Below are 23,563 nucleotides of genomic sequence, written 5' to 3'. Positions count from 1 at the left end.
GTCAGAATTCTATCCCCGCCTGCGCTTTCACGCCCGCCTTGAAGTGATGTTTGACGAGGGTCATTTCGGTCACCATGTCGGCAGCGTCGATCATCGGTTGCTTGGCGTTGCGGCCGGTGACGATGACATGCAGATCGGGCCGACGGCTGGAGAGCGTTTCGACGACCTCTTCCAGTGGCAGGTAATCGTAGCGCAGCGCGATGTTCAATTCATCGAGGATCAACAGGCCGATCGTCTCGTCGGCCATCAGGGTTTTGGCTTCTTCCCAGGCCTTTGCGGCTGCCGCGACATCGCGTGTCAGATCCTGCGTGTCCCAGGTGAAACCCTCACCCATGGTACGCCATTCCACCTTGTCGCCAAACAGGGTCAGAGCCTGTTGTTCGCCGGTCGACCATGCGCCCTTGATGAATTGCACCACGCCGACCCGCCGCCCGGTGCCGAGCATGCGCAAAGCGAGGCCGAAAGCGGCCGTGGATTTGCCTTTGCCGGGGCCGGTATTGATCATCAGCAGACCTTTTTCGATGGTCTTTTCCGCAACTTCGGCATCCTGGGCCGTCTTGCGATTGACCATTTTCTGCCGGTGGCGTTCGGCTTCGCTCTCGCTGATATCGCGTGTCATCGCGTTTTCCTTCTCGTCCAGCGGCATGGGGACCGGATGCCCCGCCATTCGGAGCGGCGACTATACCCAATTTGCCGAACCCGGCAATGCGCAAGCCGGAGGGCCGCAGCATTGACCCCCACGCCCGTTCAGCCTAAGGGTAGAAGGACTGACGGTCTTTTCCCGGCAACGGGAAAAGCTAAGAGGGAACACGGTTCCGCCCGATACCGGGTCATTCCGTGGCTGCCCCCGCAACTGTAAGCGGTATGCCCGCACTGTGAGCCACTGGATCAACAGAAAGATCCGGGAAGGTGGTGCAGGGTGTTTTAAAGCCGCAAGCCAGGAGACCTGCCGTTTCAGGAAAAAACGTCTGCCGGGCGGGGTGCTCCGGTCAGTCGGTCGAATTGACTGATGGCTACGCCTTTCAGCGTGCCGTTTTCGACATCCGCACCCCGATGAGTTTTTAAAGGCGCGGAAAGCGAAACGGTTTGGATATTACAGCGGCATCTTCTTTTCCGAACGGCAAGGCGGAGGGCGAAACGGCTCTCGGCGTGGTGGTTTTTATCTGCCGAAGCTGTCGCGACGACACCGATCCCGATGCGGACCCGCGCCCTGGCTCCATCCTTGCCGAAGCCGCCATTGTGAAGGCGCAACAATCCGGCATCGATGTTCGCTCCGTCAATTGCCTTGCCAATTGCAAACGCGGCCTCAGCGCCGTGTTGCGCGGTGCCGACGGCTGGTCCTACATCTTTGGCGGGCTGACGCCCGGCGATGCGGAAGACCTGCTGACCGGCGCGCGAATGCTGGCCGCTTCCCCCGATGGACTGATGCCCTGGCGCGGCCGCCCCGACACATTGAAGCGCGGCATGGTGGCGCGCATTCCCCCATTCGATTTTACCGAGGAGAGATCATGAGCACCGTTCTGGACCGCGTTCCCTGCACCATCGTCACCGGCTTTCTGGGGGCTGGAAAAACCACGCTGCTGCGCGGCCTTCTCGAAAAGCTTGATGGTAAGCGGCTGGCCATCATCGTCAACGAATTCGGCGATATCGGCATCGATGGCGACATCCTCAAGGGCTGCGGCATCGAAAGCTGCCCGGAGGAAAATATCGTCGAACTGGCCAATGGCTGCATCTGCTGCACGGTGGCCGATGATTTCCAGCCCGCGATCGAACAGATCCTCAGCCGCCAGCCGAGGGTGGAGCATATCCTCATCGAGACCTCCGGCCTCGCGCTGCCGAAGCCGCTGGTGCAGGCCTTCCAGTGGCCCGCAATCAAGAGCCGCGTGACGGTAGACGCCGTTGTGGCCGTTGTGGATGGCGCTGCCCTTGCCGAGGGTCAGGTGGCGCATGACATGGAAGCACTCGCCGCCCAGCGCGCAAACGATGAAGCGCTCGATCACGACGATCCGGTCGAGGAGGTTTTCGAAGACCAGATCGCCTGCGCCGACCTCATCGTCCTGACCAAGGCCGATCTTCTGGACAGCGCCGGTCTGGAAAAGGCGAAGGCTCATATTCTCGAGCATCTGCCAAGGGCGGCAAAGATCGTCGTCGCCTCGAACGGCGCAATCGACCCCGCCGTACTGATCGGCCTCGGCCTTGCGGTGGAAGAGGATATCGAAAACCGCCGCACCCACCATGATGGCGAGCTTGACCACGAACACGACGATTTCGACAGCTTCGTTATCGATCTGCCGGCTGTGGCCGATCCGGAAGCGTTGGCGGCCCGCATTGCCGAGACGGCGGCTGCGGAAAACGTGCTTCGCATCAAGGGTTTCGTTGAGGTCTCCACTAAACCGATGCGTTTGCAGGTGCAGGCTGTTGGCAGCCGGGTCAACCATTATTACGACCGTCCGTGGGCGGTTGGCGAAGAGCGCCGCAGCCGTCTCGTCGTTATCGGCGAAAAGGGCCTCAATCGCGAAAAGATCGAACAGATGCTGGCCGCCTGACAAGATGCACATCCTCGCCACCACATCCTCGTCTCTGGACGATCTGATCGAGCCGGTTGATCTCAACCAGCCCCGATCGGATGTGGTGATGCTGTCTTTTTCGGCGAGCGATATTGCAGGGCTGGAACTGGTTTGGCGGCAGGCGGGAGGTGCGCTTCCCACCCTGTCCGCCGCTAATCTGTCCGAGCTTCGGCACCCCATGTCGGTCGATCTGTGGATCGAAAAAACGGCGGAACATGCCCGCGTCATCCTTATCCGGATTCTTGGTGGAGCGGAGCGCTGGCGTTACGGCGTCGACCAGCTTTCGATTCTGGCGCGCAGGCGCGGTATCAGGCTTCTGCTTTTGCCGGGTGAGTGCAGTGAGAGGGACGAAAAGCTCGAAGCGGCCTCGACCGTCGATCGGCAAATTTTGGCCTCGGCCCTCTCTTTCTTCCGCGAGGGCGGACGGAAGAATATGGACCGACTTGCCGTTGGTCTTGCGGCACTTTCAAGTGGTGACGCATGGCCGGATATCGAGGCTGAATCGCTGCCGAAGGCCGGTTTCTACCGGCCGGGCGAAGGCGTCGTGGATCAGGCGCAAGCTTGCGCAGGTTTTCCTGCCGGCGCGGCTGTCCTGCCCATTCTCTTTTACCGCTCCATGCTTCTGGCAGACGATGTGGCGCCGGTGGATGCGCTCTTCAATGCTCTCTTGCAGCGCGGGTTTGCGCCCTTGCCGATTTTTGTCAGCGGCCTGAAGGATGGGGAGGCGATCCGTTTCCTCGAAACAGTGCTGCCAAGTCTTGAGCCTGCTGTCATAATCGCTGCTACTGCCTTCGCAAGCCAGATGGATGACGGTGGCAAGACGCTGTTTGACCGTCTCGGCGTGCCGGTGTTTCAGGTGGTTATGGCGACGACGCGGCGGGATGGCTGGGCAGAGAACGCGCGCGGCCTCAACCCGTCAGATCTTGCCATGCATGTGGTGTTGCCGGAACTGGATGGCCGGATTCTTGCCGGTGCGATCTCATTCAAGCAGGCGCGAACGGATGGCGGTGCCAGCCTGGTGAATGCGCCCGAAGCGGATCGTATCGAGCAGGTTGCAAATCGAATTGCCGCCTTTGTCCGGCTGAAACATTCAGCATCAAAGGATCGCCGCATCGTCATTCTGATGCCGGATTATCCGGGTGCGGCGCCGGGGCGCACCGGTTATGCCGTCGGTCTCGATGTGCCGCAAAGCGTGCTTGAAATGCTGCACGACCTTTCCGGGGCGGGATACGCTGTTGAGGATATTCCCGAAACGGCGCGGGCTTTGCTGGATTGCGTCGAGCGGCAGGAAGCGGCTGTCGAACTTTCAGCCTATCAGGATTTTCTTGCGGCCTTGCCTCAGGGAGCTGCCACGTCCGTGGATGCGACGTGGGGGGCAGCCGAGGAGGACGATGCGCTTATCGACGGCGCATTCCGGTTTCGCGTTGCCCGTTTCGGCCAGGTGTTTGTAGCGCTCGCGCCGGATCGGGGGCGCAATGAGGATCGGCGGGTGGACTATCATGACCCCGCCCTGCCGCCTCGCCATGCGCTCGTCGCATTCGGTGCGTGGATGCAGCGGGTCGCGGATGCGCATGCCGTCGTGCATGTGGGCGCACACGGCACGCTGGAGTGGTTGCCGGGCAAAACGGTGGCGCTTTCCCGCGATTGTTTTCCCGAAATCGTCACCGGTTCGCTGCCAGTGGTCTATCCGTTTATCGTTTCCAATCCGGGCGAAGCGGCGGTCGCCAAACGGCGGATTGCTGCCGTTACCATCGGCCATATTCCGCCAGTGCTGATAGATGCCGGGCTTTCGCCGGAACAAGTGGCGCTGGAACAGCTGGTCGATGAATATGCGCAGGCGGATGGGCTGGATCGCCGCCGCCGCGACCGGCTGGCGAAGCTGATTGTTGAAAAGGCGCTGGAAACCGGGCTTGCGGCCGATGCGGGCGTGGGCGCGAAGGACGACGCGGATGCGGCGCTGTCACGCATCGATGCCTTTCTCTGCGACCTCAAGGATTTTGCCATCAAGGATGGCCAGCATGTTTTCGGCCGCATCCCCGAGGGCGAGACCGATCCCCTGAGGCTTGAAAGTGCCGCAGCGGAGAAAGCAGCTCTGCTTGCTGCGCTTGATGGTGGGCATGTTGTCCCCGGCCCTTCCGGCGCGCCCGCGCGCGGACGTCTGGACGTGCTGCCGACAGGCCGCAATCTTTATGCCGCCGATCCGCGCACCATGCCGACACCGACGGCCTTCGAGCTTGGCCGCATGGCGGGCGAAGAAGTGCTTCGGCACCATCTGCAATCCCATGGTGACTGGCCGAAACATCTGGTTTTCGATCTCTGGGGCAGCGCCAGCCTGCGCAATGGCGGTGAGGATGTGGCGCAGGCGCTGCATCTGATGGGGGCGAGACCGATCCATGATCCGGCCACCGGGCGCGTTACCGGCATCGAGGTTCTGCCGCCGGCCAGTATCGGGCGGCCGCGTGTTGACGTCACATTTCGGATTTCCGGCCTGTTCCGCGATATGTTTCCGGCGCTGATCGCTCTTCTCGACGCTGCCGCCAAGGCCGTTGCGCGGCGGGAGGAAGCGCCGGGCGACAATCCGCTGGCGGAAGAGGCGGGCGCGCTCGGGTTTATTCCGGCCCGTATCTTCGGCTCCGCACCCGGCACCTATGGTGCGGGCACAGAGGAGAAACTCGCCAGCGGAAAATGGGACGAGCGTGAAGAACTGGGGCAGGCCTATCTCGATGCTGCAAGCCACGCCTTCGGTGGTGCGGATGGGCTGGAGATTTTCGCGAATGCCGGTTTCACGGAACTGGTGCGGCGCGCCGATCTTCTGGTGCATACCGGCGATGATCCGGGCCGCGACCTTCTGGACGGTTCGTCCGATGTCGCCTTCATCGGCGGTTTTTCCGCCGCGAAGGCCGCTCTTGGCGGCGTCGCTGATATTGTGGCGCTGGATACGACCGATCCGGGGCGTCCGCGTGCCCGGTCCATTTCGCAGGCGCTGACACGGGTGGTGCGTGCCCGCGCCGTCAATCCACGCTTCATCGCCGGCCAGATGCGGCATGGCCCGCGCGGGGCGGCGGAGTTTGCCGAGACGGTGGACCGGCTGATCGGTTTTGCCGAAACCACCCATGCGGTTTCCTCCTCGTTGATCGAGGCGCTTTACGACGCCTATTTCGGCAATGACGAAGTGCGCGATTTCATTCTGCGGGAAAATCCGAAGGCGGCGGAGGTGATGGCGACGCGCTTTTTATCCGCCCGCCGTCGCGGCCTGTGGCACAGTCGCCGCAACGCGGTCGATGCCGAGCTTGAAATGCTGATCTTGCCCTGCTCCGAGAGGGTCGGCGCATGAGGGCGGCGGCTTCCGATCCGGTCCAGTCGTTTGGCCGTCGTGGCACATGTCCGGCCTTATCGACCCCGATGCTGACCGGTGACGGGTACCTGTCGCGGATCGCATTCGAGGCGGATATTGCGCCCCGCGATATGATCGCGCTTTGCGAACTTGCCGAGCGGCACGGCAACGGGTTGATCGACATCACCGCACGCGGCAGTCTGCAATTTCGCGGCCTGACGCCCGAAAGCGCCTGCACCCTGGAAAATGATGTTCTAGCACTGGGTTTGCCGCTTCGCGACGGACTGGCCGTCGAGACCTCACCTCTGGCCGGACGGGACGATCAGGAAATCGCCGATGGCAGTCTGCTTGCCGAAGAGATTCGCAGAGGGACTGATGCACTGGCGCTGCATGAAAAGCTCGCGGCCAAGATGTCCGTCATCATCGACGGTGGTGGACGCATCTCTATGGGAGATTTGGTTGCGGATATTCGCCTGAAGGCGGTGCTGCTGGACGGTCGGATCTTCTGGCGATTGCTTGTCGGCGGGCCAGAGCGCACAGCGCTGAATGCGGGATTGGTTGAGACGGATGTGGCGGCGAGTATTGTCCTGTCGCTGCTCGTCTATCTGGCCGGCAAGGGGCCGCTTTCCCGTGGCCGCGATCTGGATTTGCGGACGATAAAAGCGATTTGCGGTAACCGCCTGGTTGACCGTGCAATCGAAAGCGAGGCTCAGGCGTCTTCTTCACCTCTGGGGCTGATGGCGGTGGGCAAGGGTATTATCGCGGCCGGTATTGCACCCGCATTCGGGCAAGTCCGGGCATGCGATTTGGCACTCCTCTGCGAGCAGGAGCGAGCACCCGGTATCGAGGCATTGCGTCCGTCGCTCAATCATAGCCTGCTCTTTTTCGGATCGCCGGATGCATGTGGGACGTTGCTGGAGACTGCAAGAACTCCCGGTTTCGTCACGGCCGTGGGTGATACGCGCTCTTCCATCGCCGTCTGTTCCGGCGCGCCGGGCTGCGCCTCGGCTTTTCTGCCCACGCATGAACTGGCCGCCTTCGCATCGAAGGAACTTGCCTCGTTGCTCGATGGCTCCTTCACGCTGCATATTTCCGGCTGCGGAAAGGGCTGTGCGCACCCCGCTGCGTCGCTTCTGGCCCTTTCCGGCAACGCCGATGGTCTGGCCTTTTCGATCTGGGGACGCGCCTGCGGCCCGCATGACGGTATTTTACCTTTCGAGCAGCAGAGGACGGGACTTTCGCGGCTTGCCCGTCTTTACGAAAAAGAACATAAGCCCGGGGAAAACGCTGCCAACCTGTTTGCCCGCCTGGGTAAAGGGGCAATCGCTGCGGCGCTTCGACAGGATGACCTATGACCGACCATGACTATATTCGCGACGGCAATGCGATCTATGAGCGCTCCTTCGCCATTGTCCGCGAAGAAGCGGATTTATCCGCCTTTACCGAAGAACAGGCGGATATTGCCGTTCGCATGATCCACGCCTGCGGGCAGGTGGAGGCGGCCAGCCATTTCCGGTTCTCGCCGGATTTCGTTTCCGCTGCGCGTGGTGCGCTTCTCGCCGGCAAGCCCGTTCTATGCGATGCGGAAATGGTTGCGCATGGTGTTACCCGCGCCCGGCTTCCGGCTGATAACGATGTGATCTGCACCCTTCGCGATCCGCGCACGCCGGAGCTTGCGAAAAAGATCGGCAATACCCGCTCCGCTGCCGCGCTCGATCTCTGGGCGGAGAAGCTGGACGGCGCTCTCGTTGCCATCGGCAATGCACCTACCGCGCTGTTCTATCTTCTGGAGATGCTGGAGAAAGGCGCCGCACGTCCGGCCGCCATCATCGGCATGCCGGTTGGTTTTGTCGGCGCGGCGGAATCAAAGGATGCGCTGGAGGTAAGCTCGCTCGGCATTCCCTATGCGATCGTCAAGGGGCGCATGGGCGGTTCGGCGATGACGGCTGCCGCCGTCAATGCGGTTGCGAGGGCAGGTCTGTGAGCGCGGCTCTTTTCGAAATTCCGAAAGGCAAACTCGTGGGTGTCGGCACCGGCCCCGGCGATCCCGAGCTTCTGACACTGAAAGCCGTCCGTGCCATCGAAAATGCCGATGTCCTCGCCTTCTTCTGCAAGAAGGGCAGCAGCGGCAACGGTCGCGGCATCGTCGAGGCTTTCATTCGTCCGGGCACGCTGGAAATGCCGCTGGTTTATCCGGTGACTGTCGAGAGCGATAAAAACGGCGAGGAGTATCGCGGCGCGATCGCCGCGTTTTTCGATCAGTCGGCGAAGGACATCGCCGTCCACCTCGATGCAGGGCACAACGTCGCCGTGCTCTCGGAAGGCGATCCGCTGTTTTACGGCTCCTATATGCATCTTCATCTGCGGCTTGCGCCGTCTTATGCGGCGGAGGTCGTCGCGGGTATCACGGCCATGTCCGGCTGCTGGTCCATGGCCGGTCTGCCGCTGGTGCAGGGCGACGATATCTTGAGCGTGCTTCCCGGCACGCTGGCAGAAGATGTTCTGACAGAGCGTCTGTCCGGCACGGATGGCGCCGTCATCATGAAGGTGGGGCGCAACCTGCCGAAGATCCGCCGGGCATTGGAAAAGGCCGGCAAGCTTGAACAGGCGCTTTATGTGGAGCGCGGCACAATGGCGAACAGTCAGGCGGTGCCGTTGATCGAGCGTGTCGCATCGCCAGCCCCCTATTTTTCGCTGATTCTGGTGCCGGGCTGGAAAACCAGACCCTCCGCGGGAGATGCGTCATGACCGGAAGGCTGGTCGTTGTCGGCCTCGGCCCCGGCAGTGCGGGGCAGGTAACACCGGAGGCGCTCGCCGCCGTCGAGGCGTCGGAGGATTTCTTCGGCTACATCCCCTATCTCGACCGCCTGTCGCTCAGACCCGACCAGCGCCGCCACGCTTCCGATAATCGCGAGGAAATCTCCCGCGCCGAACAGGCGCTGCGGCTTGCAGCCGTTGGCGGCAAGGTCTGTGTGGTTTCCGGCGGCGATCCCGGTGTTTTCGCGATGGCAGCGGCGGTTTGTGAGGCGATTGAAAACGGCCCGTCCGAATGGCGTGACATCGACTTCTCGGTCGTGCCGGGCGTAACAGCCATGCTTGCGGTCGCCGCAAGAGCCGGCGCGCCGCTCGGGCATGATTTCTGCGCCATTTCGCTTTCGGATAATCTCAAGCCCTGGGGCACCATCGAAAAACGGCTGATCGCGGCGGCGGAAGCCGGATTCGTGATGGCCTTCTATAATCCCGTCAGCAAGGCGCGGCCGCACCAGCTTGGCACCGCCTTCGATCTGTTGCGGGCGCATTTGCCCGGCTCGGTGCCGGTGATCTTCGGTCGGGCTGCCGGCCGGACGGATGAGCGTATCCGTGTCGTGCCCCTGTCGGAAGCATCGAGCGACATGGCGGATATGGCCACCTGCATCATCGTCGGTTCTGTGGAAACGCGTCTGATCGAGCGTTCAGACAAAGACCCGCTGGTCTATTCGCCGCGTTTTTCGAGAAGAGAGAGCTGATGGCGGATGGCGGTGAGGGCAGCTGCAATATCCGGCACGGGCGCGTCATTCACGCTCGCCTCGTCCAACTGCGGAGGCCGCTCGATCATGATGACGGGCAGGCCCAGCCGTCGCGCCGCTTCGATCTTGCCGTAACTGGCGCTGCCGCCGGAATTCTTGGAAACCACCGTGCCGATACGGTTTTCTTCCAGCATGCGGATTTCTTCATCCAGCGCAAACGGCCCACGCGCTGTGATGTAACGCGCATCCGGCACCTTCAGCGGCGGCTCCACCGGATCGACGCTACGGATGAGATAGCTGTGCTGGGGGGCGGCTTCGAAGGGGAGAAGCTCCTGCCGGCCGAGCGCCAGAAACACGCGCCTGCTTTCATCGCCAAGCGCGGTAACGGCCTGTTCTACGGTGTCGGCACTGTGCCATGTGTCACCCGGCTGGCGCTGCCAGGCGGGGCGCGAAAGCGCCACGAGCGGAACTTCAGCAAGCCGTGCCGCCTCAATGGCGTTGGCGGAAATTCTGGCCGCATAGGGATGGGTGGCGTCCACGAGAATATCGAAACCCTCGGCCCGAATGAAGTTCGCCAAACCCGTCGCACCGCCAAAGCCGCCGCTACGCATAGGCACAGGCTGCTCGACTGGCGAGAGCGTGCGACCGGCCATGGAGAGCAAAATTCGGTAGCCGGATTCATCCGCCAGTTTGCCGGCCAGAATACGGGCATCCGCCGTGCCGCCGAGAATGAGTATGGAGCGTGTCATGACGTCTGAATATTCCGGAACGGGCAATGCTTCCACCGAAAAGAAAGAAAAGCGGTGGCTTTCCATCGTCGGCATTGGCGAAGATGGGCTTGAGGGGTTGGGCCAGAATGCCATTACGGTGATTGAGACTGCCGAGATCGTTTTCGGCGGCAAACGCCATCTGGAGCTCGCAGCTGCGGCAATACGCGGCGAAGCGCGCGCCTGGCCGGTGCCGTTCGATGCGGAGATGCGCGATGTTATGGCGTTGCGGGGCAGCCAGGTCTGTGTGCTGGCCTCCGGCGATCCTTTTTTTTATGGCGTCGGCGTCACGCTTCTGCGGCAGATCGAGGCGGAGGAGACGGTTTGCTATCCCTCGCCTTCCGCCTTTTCTCTTGCCGCCGCGCGGCTTGGCTGGGCATTGCAATCGGTCGAATGCGTGTCGCTGCACGGGCGATCCATCGATCTTTTGCGACCGCATCTACATCCCGGCGCGAGGATAATCGCGCTCACTTCGGATGCCCGAGCGCCTGCTTTGATCGCGGAATTGCTGGCGGGTTCGGGTTTCGGCCAGTCGGAATTTATTCTGCTCGAAGCCTTGGGAGGAGAGCGGGAGCGACGGCGGCAAATCAGGGCGGCCGATTTTGCCTTTGAAGACATTGATCCGCTGAATGTGGTGGCGATCCACGTCGTGGCGGCTAAGGATGCACGCGTCCTGCCCTTTGCGCAGGGGCTGGATGACAACCTGTTCGAGCATGACGGGCAGATCACCAAGCGTGAAATCCGCGCCGTGACGCTGTCGTCGCTGGCCCCACGCCGGGGCGAATTGCTGTGGGATATCGGTGCCGGTTCGGGTTCTATCGGCATCGAATGGATGCTGTCGCACCCCTCGCTTCGTACCATTGCCATAGAGCAGCATCCGGAACGGGCAGAGCGTATCGCGCGTAATGCCGAAGCCTTCGGCGTTCCCGGGCTTGAGGTCATGATCGGCACGGCACCTGCGGCTTTCGAAGGTCTGCCTTCACCGGATGCGATTTTCATTGGGGGGGGTGGCAGCAAAACGGGTGTGCTTGAGGCTGCCATAGAGGTGTTGAAACCGGGTGGGCGGCTGGTCGCCAATGCGGTGACGCTGGAAATGGAGGCGGTGTTGCTTGCTGCCCATGCCAGGTTCGGCGGTTCGATGATCCGTCTCGACGTGTCGCGTGTGACGACCATCGGTTCCATGTCCGGCTGGCGTCCGGCCATGCCGGTGACACAATGGAGCTGGATCAAGCCATGCTGACCGTGGCCGGCATCGGCTGCCGCAGAGGCACGGGTTCGGATGCTATTATTGCAGCTGTGCGAGCTGCCGAGCACGCTTTTGGCATGACTGTCGAATGTCTGGCGACTGCGCCGCTCAAAGCTGAGGAAGCCGGTCTTGCGGAAGCGGCGAAACGCCTGTCGCTGCCGCTTGAAATTGTATCGCAGGAACGGCTTGAGGCGGTTGCTTCGAAAACAATGACGTTTTCACAGCTAAGTCTCGATCACGCCGGGACGCCAAGCGTCAGTGAAGCTGCAGCACTTGCCGCCGCTGGAGAGAATGCAAGGCTGGTCGCGCCACGGCTTGTGGTTGGCGATGTGACGGTGGCGATCGCAACGACGGGCGACGCGCTACATGATCGCGACCGCGCCATTGAACATGGAGAAAAACAATGACGGTTCATTTCATCGGCGCCGGTCCGGGTGCTGCCGATCTCATCACGGTGCGCGGACGCGATCTTATCGCCGCATGCCCGGTCTGCCTTTATGCCGGGTCGCTGGTTCCGAAGGCGCTGATCGATTATTGCCCACTGGGCGCGCGCATCGTTGACACGGCAGCGCTTTCGCTGGACGAGATCGAGGCGGAATTCGTTGCGGCGGCCAAGGCGGGCAAGGATGTGGCGCGGCTGCATTCCGGCGATCTGTCCGTCTGGAGCGCCATGGGCGAACAGATCCGCCGGCTGGAACGGCTGGGTCTCGATTATACCGTCACGCCCGGCGTCCCCTCCTTCGCCGCTGCCGCTGCCACTTTGCAGCGGGAACTGACGGTGCCGGAAGTGGCGCAAAGCCTCGTGCTGACCCGTATTTCAGGCCGCGCCTCGAAGATGCCGGAAGGCGAGACGCTGAAAGCCTTTGGTGCGACAGGTGCAACGCTGGCCATCCACCTCGCCATCCACGCCATCGGCAAGGTGGTCGAAGAGTTGATGCCGCTTTACGGTTCCGATTGCCCGGTTGCCATCGTTGTCCGCGCTTCCTGGCCGGATGAGCGGGTCATTCGCGGCACATTGTTCGACATTGAGGGAAAGCTGGCGGCCGAACCGGTGGAGCGGACGGCCCTGATTTTCGTCGGGCACGGGCTTGCCTCGACGGATTTTCGCGAGAGCGCGCTCTATAGTACCGACTATGTCCGTCGGTTCCGGTCTCCGAAGGAAGATACGAAGGGTTGATGCGACGGTGTGGAAGCGGTGCGACCCTTGAGCGTACCCTGACGATCGAACACCAGAATATCGAGCGCGATGGCGGGCGTCTTCAGCGCCGCCGCCGCCGTTACCCAGGCTTTTTCCGCAACGATCGCACCGAGATCTATTCCCGCGCCTTCGGCCAGCTCAAAGGCGTGCGCGACCATGTTGGCCTGACGGATGGCGACGGTGAGGTCTTCATTCCCTCCCGCCTCGGTTGCCAACGCCGCCAGCGCATCGAGATCGGCAAGACCTTTTTTGGAGTGCACGTCGAGCATGCCCTGGGCGAGCTTGGTCATCTTGGCGACGCCGCCGGCAATCGTTACCCGCTCCACAGGGTGGCTGCGCAGATATTTCAGCATGCCGCCGATAAAATCACCCATGTCGATCAGCGCGGTCTCCGGCAGGCCGTAAAGCGCCTGCCCCGCTTTTTCGGAGGTATTGCCGGTCGCGCCGAGCAGATGGGCGCAGCCGGTGGCGCGTGCGACATCGATGCCGCGCCAGATGGAGTGGATCCAGGCGGAGCAGGAAAATGGGATGACGATGCCGGTGGTGCCGAGAATGGAAATACCGCCGAGGATGCCGAGCCTGCCATTGAGGGTTTTTTCCGCGAGTTTCTCACCGTCGCGAACCGAAATCTCCACCTCGAAGTCGGCATTCTCTCCGGCCACCTCACGAATAGCGGTTTCGATCATTTTGCGCGGTACGGGGTTGATCGCGGGTTCGCCCGGTGGCAGGGGCAATCCTGGCCGGGTGATGGTGCCGACGCCTTTTCCAGCCTTGAAGGTGATGCCGCTTCCAGGCTGGCCTCGTCGCACCGTGCTCTCGATCAGCGCGCCGTGTGTAACGTCGGGATCGTCGCCCGCATCCTTGACGATGCCGGCGCGAGCGAAGTTTTCGCCTTTTTCCTCGGTGGCGAGGGAAAATGCCGGCCGCGCGCCGCTTGGAAGTTCGACTTCGACAGGGTAAGGAAATTCGCCGGTCAAAAGGGCAGCGCAAGCCGCCTTCGTAGCGGCTGCCGCGCAGGTGCCCGTGGTCCAGCCGCGGCGAAGGGTCTTTCCATCTGTTTCCATATTAATTCCTATAGCCGGGACGGCATTTTCCGTCATCGTTAAAAAAGCAGCCGAGAGAATGTCGATAGCAGAGGTCTTAAACAACATCGCCGCAAAAGGTCCGGTCTTTAAGGCCGGCCACGTCTGGCTTGCGGGTGCGGGGCCGGGCGATGTGCGTTATCTGACGCTTGAAGTGGCGCTCGCGCTTTCGCAGGCTGAGATTATTGTTCGGGATGCGCTGGTGAGTGACGACGTCGTTGCCCTCGGCCCCCAGGCGGAAGTTGTTTTTGCCGGCAAGCGTGGCGGCAAACCTTCGGCCACACAGGATGATATTACCGCATCGCTGATCGATTTTGCCCGGCAGGGCAAAAAGGTGTTGCGGCTTAAGGGTGGCGATCCCTTTATTTTCGGTCGTGGCGGCGAAGAGGCGGAGGCGCTTGTCCGCGCCGGCATTCCGTTCCGTATCCTGCCGGGCATGACCTCGTCGCTCGCGGCCCTTGCTTCTGCGCGTATTCCCGCCACCATGCGCGGTATAAGCCGCGCTGTCACGCTTGCCACGGGCCATGCGGCCGGAACCGAAGAGGATCTGGACTGGCTGGCGCTGGCGAAAATACAGGAACCCATCGTCGTTTATATGGGGCTGAAGAATATAGGCTCCATTGCCGGTCTTCTGATGCAGGGTGGCCGTTCGGGCAAAACGCCGGTCGCCGTCATCATGTCCGCAACGACGGCGCAGGAGCGCATTTTTATCGGCACACTGGAAAGCATAGCTGACGATGCAAGACGCGAAAATTTCGAGGCACCGGCCCTGATCGTCATCGGCGAAATCGTTTCGATGCGAAACCGCCTCGGGGGTGACAGTTCATGACGGCGCGGGCAATCATCATCGGTGCACCGCGCTCGGGTTCCGGCAAGACCAGCGTGACCATCGGCCTGCTCAGGGCTTTTGCGCGGCGCGGCATCAAGGTGCGCGGCATCAAGACGGGGCCGGATTATATCGATCCCGGTTTCCATGCCTTTGCCACCGGCACGCCCGGCCTCAATCTGGACAGCTGGGCCATGCAGCCGGAATTGCTGCGGCATCTGTTTTCCCAACAGACCGATGGCGCTGACCTTATTCTGATCGAAAGCGCCATGGGTCTGTTCGACGGCATTCCCGTGGCGGAAAACCGCACCGGTTCGGCGGCGGATCTGGCGCGGCTGTTTGGCATTCCCGTGCTGCTGGTGCTGGATGTGTCCGGTCAATCGCAGACGGCGGCGGCTGTCGCCTATGGTTTTGCCCATTATGATCCGGCCGTCACCGTGGCGGCGGTGGTGCTGAACCGGGCCGGCAGCGAAAGACACAGGACGCTGTGTACGGAGGCCATCGAAAAAATCGGCCTTCCCGTTGCGGGTTGTGTCCTGCGCGATCCGTCGCTCGTCCTGCCGGAACGGCATCTGGGCTTGGTGCAGGCCAGCGAACATCCGGAAATCAACGCGCATATAGAGCGGCTGGCGGATGCGATGGAAAAGTCCATCGATCTCGATGCATTGCTTTCCCTCGCAGCGCCCGTGGACGTGCCTTCCGGCTCGGCGCAGGCGGCGATTGCACCGCCCGGTCAGCGCATCGCGCTTGCGGACGACGCGGCTTTCACCTTCCTCTATCCGCATCTCAAGAACCATTGGCGCGCGGCCGGAGCAGAGATCGTACCGTTCTCGCCACTTGCCGACGAGGCGCCCGACGAGACCTGCGATATTTGCTGGCTGCCCGGCGGTTATCCCGAACTTCATGCCGGAAAGCTCGCCGATGCGGCCCGCTTCAAAGCGGGTATTACCCGTTTTGCCGCGACAAGGCCGGTGCATGGCGAGTGCGGCGGGTACATGGTGTTGGGAGCAGCTCTGGAAGATGCCGATGGCGTGACCCATGCCATGACCGGGCTTCTCTCGCATGCCACCAGTTTTGCGACACGCAAGATGAATCTCGGTTACCGGCAGGCCTCAATCGTGGCGAATGGGCCGCTCGGCAGGACGGGCGAGGTTCTGCGCGGCCATGAGTTTCATTATGCGCGTGTTATCGATCCGGGCGACGATGAGCCATTCGCTCAGATCGCTGACGGGCAGGGTCGCCCGCTCGGCCCTTCGGGTGGTAGACGAGGCCGCGTGTCAGGCACCTTCTTCCATGCCATCGCCAGGGGCGGATAGGCAATCCGACGACCAGATGCAGGGCTGCGGCAAAGTGGAGCGGACGGCGAAAGTTTGTAGTCTGGTGTAGTAGGTAAGTGCTATATAACCGCTATCGTCCAGAGTTTCCGAAACGCTACTTCAATGAAAAGACTGCGCCTCTTCATTTCCGCCGCCCTCGCCGTGGCTGTAATACCGGTTCCGCTTGGCACCGGTCTCGGCCAAATGCAGGCTCACGGCGGTGAAAACTATGCGACCATGGCAAAGCTCGGCGCGGCCCTGTTCGACGATGCCAATCTTTCGATGAACCGCACGATGGCCTGTTCCACCTGCCACATGCAGGCGGCGGGTTTTTCCGATGCGCGCGAGAGCGACAAGGTCGGGCGGGACGTATCGCTCGGCGATGACGGCATTTCCCTGGGCGACCGCAATGCGCCAACCGCAGCCTATGCCCGGTTCACGCCTCCTTTCGGCAAGAACGCGGCGGGGGAATATGTCGGCGGGCAATTCTGGGACGGCCGCGCCTCGCTGCTGGAAGATCAGGCTGGCGGGCCGCCGCTTAACCCTATTGAAATGGGCATGCCGGACAAGGCGTCGATCGTCAAACGGCTGAAGGAAAATCCGGATTATGTCGCGGCCTTCGGCACGCAATTCGGCAAAGATGTTTTTCAGAGCGATGAAATCGCCTATGCGGCGATGACGAAAGCGCTGGCGAGCTTTGAACGCTCGGATGAATTCTCCACCTTCGATTCCAAATATGACCGTTTCCTGCGCGGAGAGGAAAAGCTGACCGATCAGGAAGAGCTCGGCCGGGTTCTGATTTCCTCGACGCAGTTCACCAATTGCAATACCTGCCATGAAATCCGTGGGGCCAAGGGTCTGGAAGATGGCCTCTTCACCAACCACAAATATTTCAACATCGGCGTTCCTGCCAACACGGCGGTCAGGGCGGCTAACGGTTCGAAGCCGGATGCGGTCGATCTCGGGCTGGCGCAAAATCCGGCTGTGGCTGGCGATCCGGCGCAGCGCGGCAAGTTCAAGGTGCCGACGCTGCGCAACGTCGCCGTCACCGGTCCCTACATGCATAACGGCGTGTTCAGGGATCTGCGCACGGTGGTGCTGTTTTACGTGAAATACAAAAGCAAAAAGCCCAGCCGCCAGATCAATCCGGAAACCGGCAAGACATGGGATGCGCCGGAAGTGCCTGATAACATCGCGATGACAGAGCTGACATCCGCGCCGGCGCTGGATGACAAGCGCGTGGACGCTATCGTCGCATTTTTGAAGACGTTGACCGACAAAAGGTATGAGCATCTTTTGCCGAAGGAAGATGGGCAGACGACCATACCGCCTGCCCAGCCTGTTCCTGTAAGCGTTACACCGAAAGCGCCTTGAATTCGGAGAGAACCGCGTCACCCATTTCGGAGGTGCTGACCTGACGGGAGCCTTCGGACATGATGTCGGCGGTGCGGATGCCCTTGTCGAGCACGTTGGCGATTGCCGCTTCGAGCTTCGTCGCCTCATCCACCATGTTGAACGAATAACGCAGGCACATGGCGAAGGATGCGATCATGGCGATCGGATTGGCGATGCCCTTGCCGGCAATATCCGGTGCCGAACCGTGCACCGGCTCATACATGGCCTTGCGCTTGCCGGTCTTGGCATCCGGTGCACCGAGCGAGGCCGATGGCAGCATGCCGAGCGAGCCGGTCAGCATGGCGGCGACGTCGGAAAGCATGTCACCGAAGAGGTTGTCGGTCACGATCACGTCGAACTGCTTGGGCTTGCGCACCAGCTGCATGCCGCCGGCATCCGCCAGCATATGTTCCAACTGAACGTCCTTGTATTTGGCGGCGTGGGTTTCGGTGACGACCTGGTTCCACAAAACGCCTGATTTCATGACGTTGCGCTTTTCCATCGAGCAGACGCGGTTGTCGCGGGTGCGCGCCAGTTCGAATGCGACGCTGGCAATGCGCTCGATCTCGAAAGTGTCGTAGATCTGCGTGTCGATGCCGCGCTTCTGGCCGTTGCCGAGATCGATGATCTGCTTCGGTTCGCCGAAATAGACGCCGCCCGTCAGTTCGCGGACGATGAGGATATCGAGACCCTCGACCAGTTCCGGCTTCAGCGAGGAGGCGGCGGCGAGCGCCGGATAGCAGATGGCGGGGCGCAGGTTGGCGAAAAGTTCGAGATCCTTGCGCAGGCGAAGCAGGCCGGCTTCCGGGCGATGCTCGTAGGGAACGCCATCCCATTTCGGACCGCCGACCGCGCCGAACAGGATCGCATCGGCGGCAAGCGCCTTTTCCATATCCGCGTCGGAAATCGCCACGCCATGGGCATCATAAGCCGAGCCGCCGACCAAACCTTCCTGAGTAGTGAAACCGGCATTTTTTGCGCTGTTCATATAGTCGATCAGCTTGCGGACTTCGGCCATGGCCTCCGGGCCGATACCGTCACCGGGCAGAAGGAAAAGCGTGCGGACTGTCATGAGAACCCTCCTTGGGCGGCGCGCCGGAAACCATCATGAAGGGTTTTCGATTGCGGCGAGCGCGGCGTCAAACTCGTTTCCGTCCTGCCGCAGGTCAAGTCGTATCGTCAGCCGGACGGGATCGGGGGCTTCTTATCTCCGCCTCAAGGGCATTTCAAGCAAAGCAAAAGCCGATCCGGTACGGTTTTGTACGGGATCGGCTTTTTTAACGGCATGGAAATGTGATCAGGCCCAGGGGCGAACCGAGGCGTTTGTCTTTTCGAACGTGTCGATGGCGCCGGAATGTTCCATCGTCAGGCCGATGTCGTCGAGGCCGTTCAGCATGCAATGGCGCTTGAATTCATCGATCTCGAAGGTGATCGTACCGCCATCGGGGCCGCTGATTTCCTGACGTTCCAGATCGATGGACAAAACGGCGTTCGATCCGCGCGAGGCGTCGTCCAGCAGCTTTTCGAGGTTCTCGGGGCTGACGACGACCGGCAGGATGCCGTTCTTGAAACAGTTATTGTAGAAGATATCGGCGAAGCTGGTGGAGATCACGCAGCGGATGCCGAAATCGAGAAGCGCCCACGGCGCGTGTTCGCGCGAGGAGCCGCAGCCAAAATTGTCACCTGCGACGAGAATCTGGGCATTCTGGTAAGCGGGCTTGTTCAGCACGAAATCCGGATTGGGCGAGCCATCCTCAAGATAACGCGACTCGGCAAAAAGGCCCGTGCCGAGACCGGTGCGCTTGATGGTCTTCAGATAGTCTTTCGGAATGATCATATCGGTGTCGATATTGACAACCGGCATGGGCGCTGCGACGCCCGTCAGCTTGGTGAATTTTTCCATCTGTCGCTTCCCGAGTTTCCCTTGAACAAAATCCGGCAGAGCCGAAGCCCACCGGATGTTCTCTGCCGGGAAATACTGCAAAACGGATCGCTTTAGAAGCGCAAACCCGCACTCTCCGGTACGCCTCATCGGGCGTTTTCGCATTTTGACCGGATTAAACGATCTCAGAGATCGATAATCGTGCCTTTGCCATCGTTCCAGACGCGCATGTCACGCTGGTTGCGGCGCTTGACCGGGATGGGAGCCGGCTTCAGACGCGCCGAAAGCAGACGGGCAGCGCTGAGAACGGCAAGCACGCCGATAAAAGCGACCGTGAGCGACGCGGTAAAAAGAGCCGCCAAAGCCAGAAGTGCGATGCCGGATGCGGCGATGAAAAATGAACGGATGCCTTGCATGATTCAACCTTTCTTTCCAGACGAATGTGGGCCTTCTTCTTCCGGCTTGCAAGAGGATTCAGTGGATTGTCAGCTTGCAGATGTCACAAAAGCTTGACACAAGTGCGGCATGGTCAATTTTTCCGAAAATATTCTTGCGAGACCGCGCCGTTCGCTGCTGTCCGTTCCGGCCATTAATGTCAGGGCGCTCGAAAAAATCCGCGATCTCGATTGTGACGGCGTGATCCTCGATCTGGAGGATTCTGTCGCGCCCGACATGAAAGACAAGGCGCGGGAAAATCTCAACAGGCTGTTTTCGGATGCGCCGTTTTCCGGGCGCGAAACCATCATCCGTATCAATCCGCTCTCCACGCCGGATGGCAAGGCGGATTTGAGGTTTGTGCTCTCCTGCCAGCCGGATGCGGTTTTGCTGCCCAAGGTGGAGCAGCCGGCCGATGTCAATGATGTGGCCGACCTTCTGGCGGAGGCTGATGCGCCGCAGGGCTTGAAAATCTGGGCAATGATAGAGACGCCGCTCGGTGTTTTGAACGCCGCGTCCATCGCCGACGCGGCTCATACGCCGGATGCGCGGCTTGCTGCTTTTGTCCTGGGGTTGAACGATCTGCGCAAGGAAACACGCGTTCCAGCCCTGCCCGGCCGAACCTACCTCGTGCCATGGATGATGCAGGTGCTGCTTGCCGCCCGCGCCTACGGGCTCGATGCCATCGACAGTGTGTCCAACGACTTTCGCGATATCGCCGCTTTTGACGGCGAATGCGAGCAGGGCCGTGCCATGGGCTTCGACGGCAAGATGCTGATCCACCCGGCCCAGATCGAGCCGGCCAACCGGCGTTTCGCCCCGGATGAGGCGATGGTCGCGGAAGCCAAGGAGATCATTACGGCTTTCGCAAAACCCGAATCTGTGGAATTGAACGTCATCAACATGAACGGGCGGATGATCGAACGGCTGCATGTGGAGCAGGCCGAAAGACTGGTCGCCATGGCTGATATTATCGCACAACGAAAGGCGCAAAAGACGTGAAGGTCTATCGTTTCATAACCGGTCCCGATGACGCGAAATTCTGTCACCGGGTCACCGAAGCGCTGAACAAGGGATGGGAACTTGCCGGCTCCCCCAGCTATGCCTTCAACGCCGCAAGCGGCGTCATGCATTGCGGCCAGGCCGTGACCAAGGTGGTCGAAGGCAAGGAATACCATTCCGATATGAAGCTCGGCGAGCAATAGAGGCGTTGTCGCCCCCTGCGGACGCCACGGGGTCAGCGCTCTGCGGCAGCCTCGTCGGCGCTTTCCTCGATCCGCTCCATGTCGTCGTCCGACAGGCCGAAATGGTGGCCGATCTCGTGGATGAGGACATGGGTGATGATATCGCCCAGCGTTTCCTCGTTCTCAGCCCAGTAGTCGAGAATGGGGCGGCGATAAAGCGTGATGCGGTTGATCATCTCGCCCGTTTCCATGGTGAAACGTTCGGAAATGCCGCGTCCCTCGAATAATCCGAGAAGATCGAAGGGGGTTTCGAGCGCCATGTCCTCGAACACTTCGTCGGTCGGGAAATCCGCGATCTCGATGATGAGATCTTTTGTCAATGCGCGGAATTCTTCTGGCAGGTGGCCATATGCCTCGATCGCAAGCGACTCGAAGGCGGAAAGTGTCGGCGCATGGCGGTCCCGCCAATCGTCGGTCTGGTCTATGCGGGCCATTTCTGCTCCTTGTTGAAGGCCCATATAAACACTTGCTGGGCAAATTTCGAGACCTGACTGCCGCACTCGCCGAAAAAGCATGAAATTCTCGGCGTTACAGTTACTTTTCAAACGTTCGTCATCTTGACATAAATGGGCGTGTCGCGTAATTCGCACCCAAATTGATGGCGTATTGCGCCTTCCGTTTATTCCGCCCTTTAAAAGGCGGTTTCACCGGCAGACATTCAAAGGGACATTTGGTTCCGACGGATTTCCGCTATTCCGACTGATAAAAAGACGGCCAGCTTGCATTTGTGGGCAGAGCCGGAACGAACATGAAAGGATAACAAATGTTCGCAGTCATCAAGACCGGCGGTAAGCAGTACCGCGTAGCAGCCGACGCCGTGCTGACCATCGAAAAGCTGGAAGCAGAGGCAGGCGCAACTGTAGAATTCACCGAAGTTCTCGTGATCGGCGAAGGCGCTGATGCACAGTTCGGTGCTCCCTTTGTCAAGGGTGCCATCGTCAAGGCTGAAGTTGTCGAGCACAATCGCGGCAAGAAGGTCATCGCCTTCAAGAAGCGTCGTCGTCAGAACTCCAAGCGTTCGCGCGGCCATCGTCAGCATCACACTGTCGTCCGCATCACGGACATCGTTGCTGCCTAATCGGCGCGACACGGGAAACAAGGTTTAAAGGAGAACTCCAATGGCACACAAAAAAGCTGGCGGTTCCTCGCGTAACGGTCGCGATTCCGAATCCAAGCGCCTTGGCGTAAAGAAGTTCGGCGGCGAAGCTGTCATTCCAGGCAACATTATTCTGCGTCAGCGCGGAACGCAGTGGCATCCGGGCGCCAACGTTGGCATCGGCAAGGACCACACGATTTTCGCACTGACGGCTGGTAACGTGAACTTCCGCACGAAGGCCAATGGCCGCGTGTTCGTATCCGTGGCACCGAAAGCGGAAGCCGCAGAATAAGCCGGTAAGCGTCATATGCAGCCGGTGTCCCATCGACCCGGCTGAGACGTATCAGGTTCAGTCAAGAAAACAGGGGAGATGGGGCACCACCCAACTCCCCTTTTTCTTTAACCCCTAGGAGGGACTGAACCATGCAAGCTGAATTGTTGAGGGTCGACCAATCACGGTCACCCGAAGAGCGGCCGAGGCCTGATCGGTCGAGGAGCGATTGCCCCGTTTTACTGTCGCAGAGGCTGGTTTTACGCAAGCCTCACGAAGAAGACATCGACGCCCTTGCCCATCTTGCCAACAATGCCAATATCGCGACCATGGTGTCGCGTATGCCGCACCCGTACACGGCCAAAGACGCCGCGGACTTCGTGCGACGCACCAATGCTGGCGAGATCGGCAAGTGCGTCTATGCGATTACCCGCATGGACAATGGCGAGTTTCTGGGTTGCTGCGCGCTTGAACCGCAGGAAAACGAAAAGACGCTGGAAATCGGTTACTGGCTGGGGGAACCCTACTGGAACCGGGGCTATATGACCGAAGCCACGCATGCGTTGATCGACATGGCCTTCCGCACGCGTGAAATCGACCAGATCGATGCGCGCTGCCGGGTCACCAACATCCCTTCGCGCCGCGTTATCCAGAAGTGCGGTTTCCAGTTCCAGGGCTCCGGCATGGTTGGTTCGTTGGCGCTGGGCGGCATGGTGCCGGTCGAATGGTACAGGCTGGATCGCAAGACCTGGGTTTCGCTGAAGAGTTGGGGGGACATGGGATGAGCACGCTCGAGCTTAGCCGTCACCGTGCAGCTGCGACGGTCGCGCCGCCCGGTCCCTGCCCGGTCATCGAGACGTCGCGTCTGGTGCTGCGTCCGCAGCGGCTTTCCGATGCCGGCAGCATTGCGGAATCGCTTGGCGATTTTGCCGTGACCAGGATGCTGGCCCGCGTTCCCGCGCCCTATCACCGACAGGATGCGCTGGAATGGCTGGTGTTGCGCACTTCCGGCACCCTGCCCGATTGGGATTTCGCCATCACCTGTGGTGACGATACCCTCATCGGCGTCGTCTCGGTCGAATTGCGGCATGGCGAGTGGCATCTTGGCTACTGGTTGAACCGCTTCTACTGGGGCAAGGGCTACATGACCGAGGCGGTTGCCGCCGTGGTCGAGCGGTTTTTCCGCCGCATGCCGGGGGTGGTTCTCCATTCCGGCGTGTTCGCGGATAATCCAGCGTCGCTGCGCGTACAGGAAAAACTGGGGTTCCGGGTCACCGGTTGCCACCAGATCTATGCCACGGCGCGCGCCGCCATGGTGGCGCATATCGATACGGCGATAACGGCGGAGGACTTCATTCCGCCGCGTCGCTGACACTTGCTTTGAGCAAGGCCGGTTTT

At 60.9% G+C, this 23,563-nt stretch carries 26 protein-coding genes and 1 riboswitch; of the genes, 19 read left to right on the top strand and 7 right to left on the bottom strand.

What is annotated here, in order from left to right; all coding sequences use genetic code 11:
* Position 1: 1 nt before the first annotated feature.
* Positions 2 to 619 carry a cob(I)yrinic acid a,c-diamide adenosyltransferase gene (cobO, locus tag QSK43_RS12935; RefSeq protein WP_045019840.1) on the bottom strand — a complete coding sequence of 206 codons (618 nt, stop codon included), beginning with the start codon at positions 617 to 619 and terminating at the stop codon, positions 2 to 4.
* A gap of 138 nt (positions 620 to 757) precedes the next feature.
* Positions 758 to 968, top strand: a riboswitch (cobalamin riboswitch).
* 118 nt (positions 969 to 1,086) lie between these two features.
* On the opposite strand from cobO, the gene QSK43_RS12930 reads away from it, so the two are divergent.
* From QSK43_RS12930 to QSK43_RS12900, 7 genes are read left to right on the top strand one after another with little or no spacing between them, the layout of a single operon-like run.
* Positions 1,087 to 1,512, top strand: a complete 426-nt coding sequence (locus QSK43_RS12930; RefSeq protein ID WP_045019320.1) for a DUF1636 family protein — start codon at positions 1,087 to 1,089, stop codon at positions 1,510 to 1,512.
* A complete protein-coding gene (cobW, locus tag QSK43_RS12925) occupies positions 1,509 to 2,546 on the top strand; it encodes a cobalamin biosynthesis protein CobW (RefSeq protein WP_045019322.1) in 1,038 nt (345 codons plus the stop codon). The genes QSK43_RS12930 and cobW overlap by 4 nt, the downstream gene beginning before the upstream one ends.
* A 4-nt stretch (positions 2,547 to 2,550) precedes the next feature.
* On the top strand, positions 2,551 to 5,901 hold the full coding sequence (gene cobN / locus QSK43_RS12920) for a cobaltochelatase subunit CobN (protein WP_332303758.1): 3,351 nt from the start codon (positions 2,551 to 2,553) through the stop codon (positions 5,899 to 5,901).
* A complete protein-coding gene (gene cobG, locus QSK43_RS12915) occupies positions 5,898 to 7,256 on the top strand; it encodes a precorrin-3B synthase (protein ID WP_332303757.1) in 1,359 nt (452 codons plus the stop codon). Before cobN ends, cobG begins: the two co-directional genes overlap by 4 nt.
* Positions 7,253 to 7,885 carry a precorrin-8X methylmutase gene (locus QSK43_RS12910; RefSeq protein WP_332303756.1) on the top strand — a complete coding sequence of 211 codons (633 nt, stop codon included), beginning with the start codon at positions 7,253 to 7,255 and terminating at the stop codon, positions 7,883 to 7,885. Before cobG ends, QSK43_RS12910 begins: the two co-directional genes overlap by 4 nt.
* On the top strand, positions 7,882 to 8,649 hold the full coding sequence (locus tag QSK43_RS12905) for a precorrin-2 C(20)-methyltransferase (RefSeq protein WP_332303755.1): 768 nt from the start codon (positions 7,882 to 7,884) through the stop codon (positions 8,647 to 8,649). The genes QSK43_RS12910 and QSK43_RS12905 overlap by 4 nt, the downstream gene beginning before the upstream one ends.
* On the top strand, positions 8,646 to 9,407 hold the full coding sequence (locus tag QSK43_RS12900; RefSeq protein WP_332303754.1) for a precorrin-3B C(17)-methyltransferase: 762 nt from the start codon (positions 8,646 to 8,648) through the stop codon (positions 9,405 to 9,407). Before QSK43_RS12905 ends, QSK43_RS12900 begins: the two co-directional genes overlap by 4 nt.
* Here the strand turns inward: QSK43_RS12900 and QSK43_RS12895 are convergent.
* Positions 9,374 to 10,156, bottom strand: coding sequence for a cobalt-precorrin-6A reductase (locus QSK43_RS12895; protein WP_332303753.1), 783 nt, complete (start codon positions 10,154 to 10,156; stop codon positions 9,374 to 9,376). The genes QSK43_RS12900 and QSK43_RS12895 overlap by 34 nt on opposite strands.
* Here QSK43_RS12895 and cbiE point away from each other — a divergent pair.
* Genes cbiE through cobM form a run of 3 tightly spaced genes read left to right on the top strand, consistent with a single transcriptional unit; the run spans position 10,155 to position 12,597 of the window.
* Positions 10,155 to 11,414: a precorrin-6y C5,15-methyltransferase (decarboxylating) subunit CbiE gene (cbiE, locus tag QSK43_RS12890; protein ID WP_332303752.1), complete on the top strand. Its 1,260-nt coding sequence runs from the start codon at positions 10,155 to 10,157 to the stop codon at positions 11,412 to 11,414. The genes QSK43_RS12895 and cbiE overlap by 2 nt on opposite strands.
* Complete coding sequence (locus QSK43_RS12885) at positions 11,408 to 11,827, top strand: cobalamin biosynthesis protein (RefSeq protein ID WP_332303821.1); 420 nt, start codon at positions 11,408 to 11,410, stop codon at positions 11,825 to 11,827. The genes cbiE and QSK43_RS12885 overlap by 7 nt, the downstream gene beginning before the upstream one ends.
* A complete protein-coding gene (cobM, locus tag QSK43_RS12880; protein ID WP_332303751.1) occupies positions 11,824 to 12,597 on the top strand; it encodes a precorrin-4 C(11)-methyltransferase in 774 nt (257 codons plus the stop codon). Before QSK43_RS12885 ends, cobM begins: the two co-directional genes overlap by 4 nt.
* Here cobM and QSK43_RS12875 read toward each other — a convergent pair.
* Positions 12,552 to 13,682, bottom strand: coding sequence for a cobalt-precorrin-5B (C(1))-methyltransferase (locus QSK43_RS12875; protein ID WP_332303750.1), 1,131 nt, complete (start codon positions 13,680 to 13,682; stop codon positions 12,552 to 12,554). The two genes, cobM and QSK43_RS12875, sit on opposite strands and share 46 nt — an antisense overlap.
* Before the next feature lie 58 nt (positions 13,683 to 13,740).
* On the opposite strand from QSK43_RS12875, the gene cobA reads away from it, so the two are divergent.
* From cobA to QSK43_RS12860, 3 genes are all read left to right on the top strand, one after another.
* Positions 13,741 to 14,529 (top strand): uroporphyrinogen-III C-methyltransferase, encoded by a 789-nt coding sequence (gene cobA / locus QSK43_RS12870; protein ID WP_332303749.1) that lies wholly within the window; start codon positions 13,741 to 13,743, stop codon positions 14,527 to 14,529.
* Positions 14,526 to 15,842 carry a cobyrinate a,c-diamide synthase gene (locus QSK43_RS12865; RefSeq protein WP_332303748.1) on the top strand — a complete coding sequence of 439 codons (1,317 nt, stop codon included), beginning with the start codon at positions 14,526 to 14,528 and terminating at the stop codon, positions 15,840 to 15,842. The genes cobA and QSK43_RS12865 overlap by 4 nt, the downstream gene beginning before the upstream one ends.
* 123 nt (positions 15,843 to 15,965) lie before the next feature.
* Positions 15,966 to 17,216 carry a cytochrome-c peroxidase gene (locus tag QSK43_RS12860; protein WP_332303747.1) on the top strand — a complete coding sequence of 417 codons (1,251 nt, stop codon included), beginning with the start codon at positions 15,966 to 15,968 and terminating at the stop codon, positions 17,214 to 17,216.
* Here the strand turns inward: QSK43_RS12860 and leuB are convergent.
* From leuB to QSK43_RS12845, 3 genes are all read right to left on the bottom strand, one after another.
* Positions 17,197 to 18,309, bottom strand: coding sequence for a 3-isopropylmalate dehydrogenase (gene leuB, locus QSK43_RS12855; protein ID WP_332303746.1), 1,113 nt, complete (start codon positions 18,307 to 18,309; stop codon positions 17,197 to 17,199). The two genes, QSK43_RS12860 and leuB, sit on opposite strands and share 20 nt — an antisense overlap.
* A gap of 225 nt (positions 18,310 to 18,534) precedes the next feature.
* Positions 18,535 to 19,140 (bottom strand): 3-isopropylmalate dehydratase small subunit, encoded by a 606-nt coding sequence (gene leuD, locus QSK43_RS12850; RefSeq protein WP_332303745.1) that lies wholly within the window; start codon positions 19,138 to 19,140, stop codon positions 18,535 to 18,537.
* Positions 19,141 to 19,304: 164 nt separating this feature from the next.
* Entirely contained in the window at positions 19,305 to 19,535 is a 231-nt protein-coding gene (locus tag QSK43_RS12845; RefSeq protein WP_045019356.1) for a hypothetical protein, read from the bottom strand.
* Positions 19,536 to 19,644: 109 nt separating this feature from the next.
* Here QSK43_RS12845 and QSK43_RS12840 point away from each other — a divergent pair, with 109 nt between their 5' ends.
* Positions 19,645 to 20,556, top strand: coding sequence for an HpcH/HpaI aldolase/citrate lyase family protein (locus tag QSK43_RS12840; RefSeq protein WP_332303744.1), 912 nt, complete (start codon positions 19,645 to 19,647; stop codon positions 20,554 to 20,556).
* A complete protein-coding gene (locus QSK43_RS12835) occupies positions 20,553 to 20,759 on the top strand; it encodes a DUF1737 domain-containing protein (protein ID WP_045019360.1) in 207 nt (68 codons plus the stop codon). Before QSK43_RS12840 ends, QSK43_RS12835 begins: the two co-directional genes overlap by 4 nt.
* 32 nt (positions 20,760 to 20,791) lie before the next feature.
* On the opposite strand, the gene QSK43_RS12830 is transcribed toward QSK43_RS12835, so the two are convergent.
* The gene (locus QSK43_RS12830; RefSeq protein WP_045019361.1) at positions 20,792 to 21,232 is read right to left on the bottom strand and encodes a metallopeptidase family protein; all 441 of its coding nucleotides are present in this window, start codon (positions 21,230 to 21,232) and stop codon (positions 20,792 to 20,794) included.
* Positions 21,233 to 21,561: 329 nt separating this feature from the next.
* On the opposite strand from QSK43_RS12830, the gene rplU reads away from it, so the two are divergent.
* From rplU to QSK43_RS12810, 4 genes are all read left to right on the top strand, one after another.
* Positions 21,562 to 21,876 carry a 50S ribosomal protein L21 gene (rplU, locus tag QSK43_RS12825; protein WP_003516451.1) on the top strand — a complete coding sequence of 105 codons (315 nt, stop codon included), beginning with the start codon at positions 21,562 to 21,564 and terminating at the stop codon, positions 21,874 to 21,876.
* 40 nt (positions 21,877 to 21,916) lie between these two features.
* Positions 21,917 to 22,186, top strand: a complete 270-nt coding sequence (rpmA, locus tag QSK43_RS12820) for a 50S ribosomal protein L27 (protein WP_003492686.1) — start codon at positions 21,917 to 21,919, stop codon at positions 22,184 to 22,186.
* Positions 22,187 to 22,317: 131 nt separating this feature from the next.
* Complete coding sequence (locus QSK43_RS12815; RefSeq protein ID WP_045019363.1) at positions 22,318 to 22,950, top strand: GNAT family N-acetyltransferase; 633 nt, start codon at positions 22,318 to 22,320, stop codon at positions 22,948 to 22,950.
* Positions 22,947 to 23,537: a GNAT family N-acetyltransferase gene (locus QSK43_RS12810; RefSeq protein ID WP_332303743.1), complete on the top strand. Its 591-nt coding sequence runs from the start codon at positions 22,947 to 22,949 to the stop codon at positions 23,535 to 23,537. The genes QSK43_RS12815 and QSK43_RS12810 overlap by 4 nt, the downstream gene beginning before the upstream one ends.
* Positions 23,538 to 23,563: the final 26 nt, after the last annotated feature.

It is taken from the genome of Rhizobium sp. GR12, from assembly GCF_036596185.1.
Lineage (GTDB): Bacteria > Pseudomonadota > Alphaproteobacteria > Rhizobiales > Rhizobiaceae > Agrobacterium > Agrobacterium nepotum.
The sequence above is the reverse complement of the archived record's forward strand: the minus strand, read 5'-3'. Positions and strand labels throughout refer to the sequence as shown.